Here is an 8,398-nt window from a genome sequence, read left to right on the forward strand (position 1 = left end):
GGAGAGCGGAACTGACAGACGCAGAAAGACCCCCCCCCCCCCCCCCCCCCCCCCCCCCCTCCCCCCCCCCCCCCCCCCCCCCCCCCCCCCCCGGCCGATCGGGTTCACGGCGACCGAACCGGTCCGCGGTCCGGTCAGGTGCGTAGCCGTAGCCGTAGCCGTAGCCGTAGGGCGCCGGGCGGCTCAGCGGTGGTACCTGGGCCGGCTCACGACGGCCCGCGGCCGTCGACGGCTGCCAGATATCCGTTCCGTATGGTTTTGCACTGATGGGTCGGTATGCCCCAACTGCCTCAGTATCAGAACGCCTTCGTGACCGCCTGCCCCGACTCGCGTGACGACCGGGCTCGGTCTGTATCCGTAATGTCCGTCATAGGTGAAGTCCTGTAACCCGATGCACACCGAGGCCGGAGACGCCTGAAGGCGGCCAAGGGTTGTACGGTCGGCGGAAATTCGTGCTGTGAGAACCCACACTCCGGATCGCCGTGATGGTCCCGGCACCGACGCCGCTTGGTCAGGCATGGACAGGGACTTCGGCACACTGCCCGGCGCGCGGGACATGCGCGCCTACGTCGCCCGTTTCGTCGCGCAGCTGACCGAGCGGAACCGGCTGCCGCTCGACTACTCCGTCGCCAGCCTGCGCATCGTCGACTTCGTGGTCGACGGGCTCCGCCGCAACCAGCCGGAGCAGGCGCAGGTCGAGGCGGTTCTGAGCGGACTCGGGGCGTATTCCGGTGAGGTGATCGTGCGCCGGGCGGGCGGGCAGTGGGTGGACTTCGACGCCGTGCAGCGGGAGTTCTTCGGTCAGCCGGTCGGGATCCGGATGCCGGACGGCCGGGCCTGGAATCCGCTGGGTAAGGTGGTGAACCGGTTCGAGGCGGGCTCGGAGGAGTCCGTACAGCAGTTCTACCTGCTGTTGCACGGCCGGACCGGCCGGAAGGTGCCGTGCTGAGTTCTCCGTGACATGACTTTGCGGGCGGCTGTGAGCCGCGGACACGGTGTCCGGCGCCGTTGTCGCTACGAAGAGGGAAGTGTGCGCACCTACGACCGGGAACTCGGCGTTGCCGTCGAGCGGGCCCAGCAGGGTGACGAGGATGCGTTCGCGCAGGCGTACCGGATGGTCCAGCCCAGGCTCCTCGGCTTCCTGCGGGGACTGGTCGGGGAGGACGCCGAGGACGTGGCGTCCGAGGCGTGGCTGGAGATCGCCCGCGATCTGGGCCGCTTCCGCGGGGACGGGGCGGGGTTCCGCGGCTGGACGGCGACGATAGCCCGGCACCGGGCCCTGGACCATCTGCGCAAACAGCAGCGGCGTCCGCGCACCTCGCTCCTGGAGCAGGACCTGCTGGAGCTCCCGGACTCCGACGACACGGCAGCCGCGGCGCTGGAGACCCTGGCCACGGAGAGGGCGCTGGAGCTGATCGGGAGCCTGCCGCGCGACCAGGCCGAAGCGGTGCTGCTGAGAGTGGTGGTCGGGCTGGACGGTCCGGCGGTGGGACGGGCGCTGGGCAAGCGTCCCGGGGCCGTTCGGTCCGCGGTGCACAGGGGGTTGAAGAGACTGGCGGGGAGCCTGGCGCAGGCCGGGGCCCCGGGCCGCGAGACGCCCGGCGGGCGGCGACGCGAGCCGAAGGGAGAGGCATGAATCCGGAACGGGAAGATCCCCGCCCGCACACCCCGGAGCTCGAAGCGCTCCTCGAAGCGGCGCGCCGCGGCGGTACGCCCGATCCGGCCGCCCAGGAGCGGGCGCTCGCGGCCTTTCGCACGGCGCGGGACGAGGGAGTGCACGCTGCACCGGTGCGCCGGCGGCGTGCGCGGGACGACTGGCGGCCCGCCCGTGAGCGGCGCCGTGCGTCCGTGCTCGTGAAGGCGTTGCTCGCGGGTCTCGTCGCGGGTGCGCTCGGCGGCGTGGCGGTGGCGGCGGGGACGGGCGTGATGCCCATGCCGTTCGGGGGCGACGAGGAGCGCGGCAGCGCCCGGAGTTCCTCCATGACGCCGGGCCCGGACCTGAGCGAAACCTGGCGCGGCGAGCGAGGGCCGGGGGGCTCGGCGGGGCCCACGGGGCCGTCGGCGGGCACCGAGGGGCCCACGCGTCCCGATACGTCATCGGCCGACGCCGCGCTGTGCCGCGTGTATCTCGCCGCGCTGGAGCGCAACGGGGTGCCGCCCCGCGGGGAGGCCATGAAGCGGCTGGAGGCGAAGGCCGGCGGCCGGGAGCGGGTACGTGCTCATTGCGAGCGCGTCTACGCGGCCGAGGAGCGGCAGAGCCCGGATCCGGCGCGGAGCCAGGGTCCGGAGGACGAGCCGGAGGGCACGTCCGGAGCCGGGCAGCCGACCAGGGAGTCGGGCCGTACGTCCACGAAGGAGCCGGGGAAGCAGGCCACCGGGGCGCCATCCGGGCAGGACGGCACCTCTGCGCCGCAGCAGGCCCCCACGGCTGTCCGCTGACCGGTGCAGCGACGGCTCGACGCTCCCGGCAGAAGGCACGGAAGGACGCGGATGAGAAGGCGTGAATGGCCGGAAGAGACGTGGGAAGGACGACCGGGGCCGCCACCCCCCACAGGAGAGGCCCCGGTCGCCGTCCGCCGGGACCGCGGAGCGGACCCGTACTTCTCTCAGCGCCGTGGGTGCGTTTTCTGTCACACCGCGCGGTCACAGCAGAATGTTGCAAGTTGTACAAGACATGGACGCGGCGCCTGCCGAGGACGTAGCGTTGCGCTGCGCGCTGGGCTGTGCGGCGGTAGTGACCAGCCGCGATTGACGAACGGGTAGTGGGAGTGCTGGGGGACGACGCGGAGTTGACCGCCGCGGTGAGCGCGGCGCAGGACGGGGACGAAGACGCCTTCCGGACTGTGTACCGCGCCGTGCATCCGCGGCTGCTCGGGTACGTACGGACGCTGGTCGGCGAGCCGGATGCCGAGGACGTCGCGTCCGAGGCCTGGCTGCAGATAGCCCGGGACCTGGACCGGTTCAGCGGTGATGCGGACCGGTTCCGCGGCTGGGCCGCGCGGATCGCCCGCAACCGTGCCCTGGACCACATACGGATGCGGGGCCGGCGACCCGCGGTCGGCGGCGACGAGACCGAACTGACCGGAAAGCCCGCCGAGTCCGACACCGCGGGCGAGGCCATGGAAGCCCTCGCGACCGGCCGGACGATGGAACTGATCGCCCAACTGCCGCAGGACCAGGCGGAGGCCGTCGTCCTGCGTGTGGTCGTGGGTCTTGACGCGAAGAGCGCGGCCAGGACACTGGGCAAGCGCCCCGGCGCCGTACGCACGGCGGCACACCGCGGGCTGAAGCGGCTCGCCGAGCTGCTGGGCGCGGAGCACAGCGGTGCGGAGGGCCTCGGGCGCGGCACGGATCTCGGCGCCGTACCGCCGCAGCGCAACCCGCGCCCCGGAGCGGCGCGCTCCGCCGGTGTGACGCATTCGCGTCTGCGGACGCAGAAGGACATGTGATGGCCGACGAGCGGTACGAATGGCTCGACAAGGCGGCTGCGGAGCGACTGCTTCGCGGTGAGCCTGTCGAGCCCGTCGGCGTTGACGCGCGTAGCGAGGCCCGTGGACTCGCGGAGCTGCTGGACGCGGCCCGTGTCCGGGGCGCCGGGACAGAGCCGATGCGCGGCGAGGACGCCGCGCTCGCGGTGTTCCGCAAGGCCCGTGACGGCGGCGCGGCGGAGCTGCTGCCGGAGGTACGGCTCACTCCTCCGCCCGCGCCGGTCCGTTGGGGCCGGTCCATGCGCTGGGGGCTGGCTGCCTCGCTGGCCGGTTTCGCGGTGGGCGGTGTCGCCGTCGCCGCCGGGACCGGTGTGCTTCCGGTGCCGTTCGGCGGCGACCGTGATCCGGCGCCCGCCTCCTCCGTCTCGGCCGCGGTCACTCCCGGCCCGCTCGTCTCCGAGCCGCCGACCGGTGGACCCGGTACGGCGAAGCTTCCGACGCCGACGGACGGTGCGGGCGATCCGGCGGCTCCGCCGTCCTCAGGTGCCGGCTCTCCCACGGGCGGCCCCCGGGACCGGGCGAGCGCCGGCGGCGAGCATCCCGAGTCCGCGGCGCCGGACAACGGCGGCTTGGACAAGGGCACCGGCAGCACGGAGTGGTACCGCAAGACGGCCGCCGCCTGCCGTGACTACCGCAACGGCACCCTCGACGAGGAGCGCAAGCGCGGTCTCGAGGTCGCGGCCATGGGCGCGGACCGGATCAAGCGGTTCTGCGACCGCGTGCTGTCCACCGACGGCAAGGGCGACAGCGGCGCCGGCGACGGCAGCAGCGGCGGGGGTGACGACGGCAGCGGCGGGGGCGACGACGCCGACGACGGACCCTCCGACGGTGACGGCTCCGGCGGCGCGGGCGCCCCGGCGCCGGGCATCCCCGGAGTCCCGGCTCCGGGCGCTCCCGGCTTTCCGATGCCGAGCGTTCCCAGAGCTCCGATGCCGAACGTCCCCGTCGTGCCGACGGTTGACTTCCCGTCCAGGGCCTGACGCATAGCGCCGTCCGCCCGCAGGGCGGGGTGTGCGGCGTCCGGTGCGTGCCATCGCAAGGCGGTGGGGGCACCTCCCAGCGGTAGCTGGGGGAGATCATCCTCGTACTGGACGTACGTGGATGACTCCGACAACGCAGCGTGGGGGCACCTCCCGTGCCCGAAGGGCTACGGGGGAGTGCGTGCCAAACGCCTCGAGCCAGGCGGGAGTTCTCAAACACGGCCTACGCCGACGGTTCCCGCACCACGGCCGTGAGCAGCGACCGGACGATCTCCGGCCCACGCAGCGTCAGCACCGACTCCGGGTGGAACTGGATGCCGGCGAAACCCGGCCCACGCAGTGCGTGGACCTCGCCCGACTCCGTACGGCTCACCTCGATCCCGGTCGCGGCCAGCTTCCCGGCCGCCACGTCGTCGCACACCGCCGTGAAGCTGTTGTAGAAGCCCACCGTCTCCTCCCGGCCGAACAGGTCGACCGGCACCTGGGCGCCCTGGAAGGGGGTCTGCTTGCGGGCGATGTCCAGGCCCAGCTCCGCGGCGATCAGCTCATGACCGAGGCACACCCCGAGCAGGCCGCCCCGGTGACCGCGCACCAGCTCGGCGGTGAGCGAGCGCAGAGACCGCATCTTCGGGTCGGCCGTGTCCGAGGGGTCGCCCGGCCCCGGGCCGAGGACCACGGGGCCTTCGTGGGCGAGCGCCGCTTCCCGTACGCCGGGCTCGTCATAGCGGCGCACCGTCACCTCCAGGCCGGTACCCCGCAGCAGATGGGCCAGCATCGCGGTGAACGTGTCCTCGCCGTCGACGACCAGGGCGTGCCCGTCCGCCGTCCCCGGGAGGGACTGCATTTTCAGCCAGAACGGCGCCAGGTCGGCCCGCCGGGCGTCCAGCGCCGCCCGCACCCGCGGGTCGTCGGCCAGCCGCGGCCGTACCGTCCGGTCCCGTACCGGCCCGGCGACGACCCCCAGCGCGGCCAGTACTCCCGCCGCCTTGGCATGCGTCTCCGCCACCTCGGACTGCGGGTCCGAATGGCGGACGAGCGTCGCGCCGACGGGCACGCGCAGGGCGCCCGTGGCCGAGATGTCCGCGGTGCGGATCAGGATCGGGGAGTCGAGGGTCTGCGCGCCCCCCGCGTCCCTGGCGATGAGCGCCAGGGCGCCCGCGTAGTAACCGCGCCCGCCGGTTTCGTACCGTTCGATCACCCGGCACGCGTTCTGTACAGGTGATCCGGTGACCGTCGCCGCGAACATGGTCTCCCTGAGCACCTCACGCACATCGAGCGAGGACCGCCCGCGCAACTCGTACTCGGTGTGCGCGAGATGGGCCATCTCCTTCAGCCGGGGCCCGATCACCACGCCGCCCATGTCGCCGACCGTGCACATCATCTTCAGCTCTTCGTCGACGACCATGGAGAGCTCGTCGGTCTCCTTGCGGTCGGCGAGGAAGTCCAGCAGATCCTCAGGCGTCGGCCCGGCGGCGGGATAGCGGTACGTACCGCTGATCGGGTTCATCACGACGGTTCTGCCGGACATCCGGACGTGCACCTCCGGGCTTGCCCCGACCAGCGTGCGCCCGCCCGTCTCCTGCCCCCTCCCTTGCGAGGAGGGCTCTCCGGGCCCTTCCTCGGCTCCGATGTGGACGACGAACGTCCAGTACGCGCCCCGTTCGCCCGCGAGCAGTCGCCGGAAGAGGGCGAGGGCGTCGGCGCGGCCGAAACCGGGAATCTCGCCGGTGAAGGTGCGCCGGATCACGAAGTTCGCGCCCTCGCCGCGCCCGATCTCGTCCTCGACGACCCGCCGGACGGTCTCCGCGTACTCCTCGTCGCCGATGTCGAAAGCGCCGCCCTCGACACGGACCTCGTGCGCGGGAAGGCGGTCGAGCGCCTCCGCCAGCGGAAGCTCGTACGACTCGTCGGCGACCAGGACGGACAGCGGCGTGCCGTCGTCCCTTACGTCGAAGCCGCGCTCCTTGAGCTGCCGGAACGGCACGAGCGCGAGTGAGGGGAGGTCGCCGGCCGGGATGTCCGCGAGCCGCTCGGCCTCGTGTACCCGGCCGATGAGCACTTCGACGGTGTCGTGGTCACGGCCCGGGGTGCGCCTGCGCAGCAGGGCGAAGGACGGGCAGCCGGCGGAGCCGGTGTCCAGCAGTCTGCTGATGATGTGCATCCGTGGAGTTCCTTCCGTAGCGGAGAGGAACGGCCTGTGGACATGAGAAAGGCCGCCCCTCGGGCGGCCTTCGCGATCTGTGCGCGCGATGAGTCAGTGGGCCGCCGGATGAGCGGTCCACCACCAGTTCTGGGTCGTCTGCGCGAACATGCCGCCGACCTTAGCGCATCCGCCCGCGCCACCGCGGCGCGTTCCACGAGGGCGCTGTCTCAATCACGCCGGGTGCTGTCTCATCCAGTGGGCGACGGCGGGGAGCGCTCGGTCGACCCCGTAATGTGGTGTCCGTGACCGTGAACGCTAAGACCACCGCAAGCGGTGGCAACACCTGGCGAAACCTGCCCGCGGCGCAGCAGCCCGAGTACCCCGATGCCGAGGCTCTGCGCGATGTCATCGCGGACCTCGAGTCGTATCCGCCGCTCGTCTTCGCGGGCGAGTGCGACCAGCTGCGCGCCCGGATGGGAGCTGTCGCCAAGGGCGAGGCGTTCCTGCTCCAGGGCGGCGACTGTGCCGAGGCCTTCGACGCCGTGTCCGCCGACCACATCCGTAACAAGCTCAAGACCCTGCTCCAGATGGGCGCGGTGCTCACGTACGCCGCCTCCGTGCCGGTCGTGAAGGTCGGCCGGATCGCCGGCCAGTACTCGAAGCCGCGCTCCAAGCCGACCGAGACCCGCGACGGCGTGACGCTCCCGACCTACCGCGGCGACTCCGTCAACGGCTTCGACTTCACCGAAGAGGCCCGGGTCCCGGACCCGGAGCGGCTGAAGCGGATGTACAACGCGTCCTCCTCGACGCTGAACCTGGTGCGCGCCTTCACCACCGGTGGCTACGCCGACCTGCGTCAGGTGCACGCCTGGAACCAGGACTTCGTGAAGTCGTCCCCCTCCGGGCAGCGCTACGAGCAGCTCGCGCGCGAGATCGACAACGCGCTGAACTTCATGAAGGCCTGCGGCACCGACCCGGCCGAGTTCCGCACCGTCGAGTTCTTCTCCTCGCACGAGGCCCTGCTGCTGGACTACGAGTCGGCGCTGACCCGGGTCGACTCGCGTACGGGCGACCTGTACGACGTCTCGGGCCACATGGTCTGGGTCGGTGAGCGCACCCGCCAGCTGGACGGCGCGCACATCGAGTTCGCGTCGAAGATCCGTAACCCGATCGGTGTGAAGCTCGGCCCGACGACCACGGTCGACGAGGCGCTGCAGTACATCGACAAGCTGGACCCGGAGCGCGAGCCCGGCCGGCTGACCTTCATCGTCCGCATGGGCGCCGACAAGGTCCGGGACAAGCTCCCGGAGCTGGTCGAGAAGGTCACGGCGTCCGGTGCCACGGTCGCCTGGGTGACCGACCCGATGCACGGCAATACGTTCGAGGCGGCCTCCGGCCACAAGACGCGCCGTTTCGACGACGTGCTCGACGAGGTCAAGGGCTTCTTCGAGGTCCACAAGGCGCTGGGCACCCACCCGGGCGGCATCCACGTCGAGCTCACCGGTGACGATGTCACCGAGTGCGTGGGCGGCGGCGACGAGATCTTCGTCGACGATCTGCACCAGCGCTACGAGACGGCCTGTGACCCCCGGCTGAACCGCAGCCAGTCGCTCGACCTGGCGTTCCTCGTGGCGGAGATGTACCGCGACCAGTGATCGCTCAGCTGTGACGGTGGGGGGGGGGGGGGGGGGGGGGGGGGCGCCCCCCCCCCCCCCCGGGGGGGGTGGGAAAGGGGGGAAAGGGAGAGGGGGGGGGGAAAGCCCAAACGAGCAGGGAAGGGAAGAAAC

8 protein-coding genes are annotated in these 8,398 nt (G+C 72.2%); 6 read left to right on the forward strand and 2 right to left on the reverse strand.

The window, feature by feature from the left end:
- Nucleotides 1–517 precede the first annotated feature (517 nt).
- The 5 genes from AC0699_RS03975 (at nucleotide 518) to AC0699_RS03995 (ending at nucleotide 4,468) form a co-directional block, all read left to right on the forward strand.
- Nucleotides 518–949 carry a hypothetical protein gene (locus AC0699_RS03975; protein ID WP_478655263.1) on the forward strand — a complete coding sequence of 144 codons (432 nt, stop codon included), beginning with the start codon at nucleotides 518–520 and terminating at the stop codon, nucleotides 947–949.
- A gap of 81 nt (nucleotides 950–1,030) precedes the next feature.
- Nucleotides 1,031–1,636, forward strand: a complete 606-nt coding sequence (locus AC0699_RS03980) for an RNA polymerase sigma factor (protein ID WP_478655265.1) — start codon at nucleotides 1,031–1,033, stop codon at nucleotides 1,634–1,636.
- On the forward strand, nucleotides 1,633–2,439 hold the full coding sequence (locus AC0699_RS03985) for a hypothetical protein (RefSeq protein ID WP_478655267.1): 807 nt from the start codon (nucleotides 1,633–1,635) through the stop codon (nucleotides 2,437–2,439). The genes AC0699_RS03980 and AC0699_RS03985 overlap by 4 nt, the downstream gene beginning before the upstream one ends.
- Nucleotides 2,440–2,768: 329 nt before the next feature.
- Nucleotides 2,769–3,449: an RNA polymerase sigma factor gene (locus tag AC0699_RS03990; RefSeq protein ID WP_478655506.1), complete on the forward strand. Its 681-nt coding sequence runs from the start codon at nucleotides 2,769–2,771 to the stop codon at nucleotides 3,447–3,449.
- The gene (locus AC0699_RS03995) at nucleotides 3,449–4,468 is read left to right on the forward strand and encodes a hypothetical protein (protein WP_478655269.1); all 1,020 of its coding nucleotides are present in this window, start codon (nucleotides 3,449–3,451) and stop codon (nucleotides 4,466–4,468) included. Before AC0699_RS03990 ends, AC0699_RS03995 begins: the two co-directional genes overlap by 1 nt.
- Before the next feature lie 223 nt (nucleotides 4,469–4,691).
- Here AC0699_RS03995 and AC0699_RS04000 read toward each other — a convergent pair whose 3' ends face one another.
- Together AC0699_RS04000 and AC0699_RS04005 are read right to left on the reverse strand one after the other, a co-directional pair.
- Nucleotides 4,692–6,629, reverse strand: a complete 1,938-nt coding sequence (locus AC0699_RS04000) for an anthranilate synthase family protein (protein ID WP_478655271.1) — start codon at nucleotides 6,627–6,629, stop codon at nucleotides 4,692–4,694.
- 93 nt (nucleotides 6,630–6,722) lie between these two features.
- The gene (locus tag AC0699_RS04005; protein WP_078513512.1) at nucleotides 6,723–6,779 is read right to left on the reverse strand and encodes a trp operon leader peptide; all 57 of its coding nucleotides are present in this window, start codon (nucleotides 6,777–6,779) and stop codon (nucleotides 6,723–6,725) included.
- A gap of 134 nt (nucleotides 6,780–6,913) precedes the next feature.
- On the opposite strand from AC0699_RS04005, the gene AC0699_RS04010 reads away from it, so the two are divergent.
- Entirely contained in the window at nucleotides 6,914–8,266 is a 1,353-nt protein-coding gene (locus tag AC0699_RS04010; RefSeq protein WP_478655274.1) for a class II 3-deoxy-7-phosphoheptulonate synthase, read from the forward strand.
- Nucleotides 8,267–8,398: the final 132 nt, after the last annotated feature.

It is taken from the genome of Streptomyces sp. NPDC043870 (genome assembly GCF_056435785.1).

What these genes read in the sequence shown, in the direction of transcription:
- AC0699_RS03975 (WP_478655263.1), top strand. Translation starts at nt 518, where the DNA reads ATGGACAGGGACTTCGGCACACTGCCCGGCGCGCGGGACATGCGCGCC.
- AC0699_RS03985 (WP_478655267.1), top strand. Translation starts at nt 1,633, where the DNA reads ATGAATCCGGAACGGGAAGATCCCCGCCCGCACACCCCGGAGCTCGAA.
- AC0699_RS03995 (WP_478655269.1), top strand. Translation starts at nt 3,449, where the DNA reads ATGGCCGACGAGCGGTACGAATGGCTCGACAAGGCGGCTGCGGAGCGA.
- AC0699_RS04000 (WP_478655271.1), bottom strand. Translation starts at nt 6,629, where the DNA reads ATGCACATCATCAGCAGACTGCTGGACACCGGCTCCGCCGGCTGCCCG.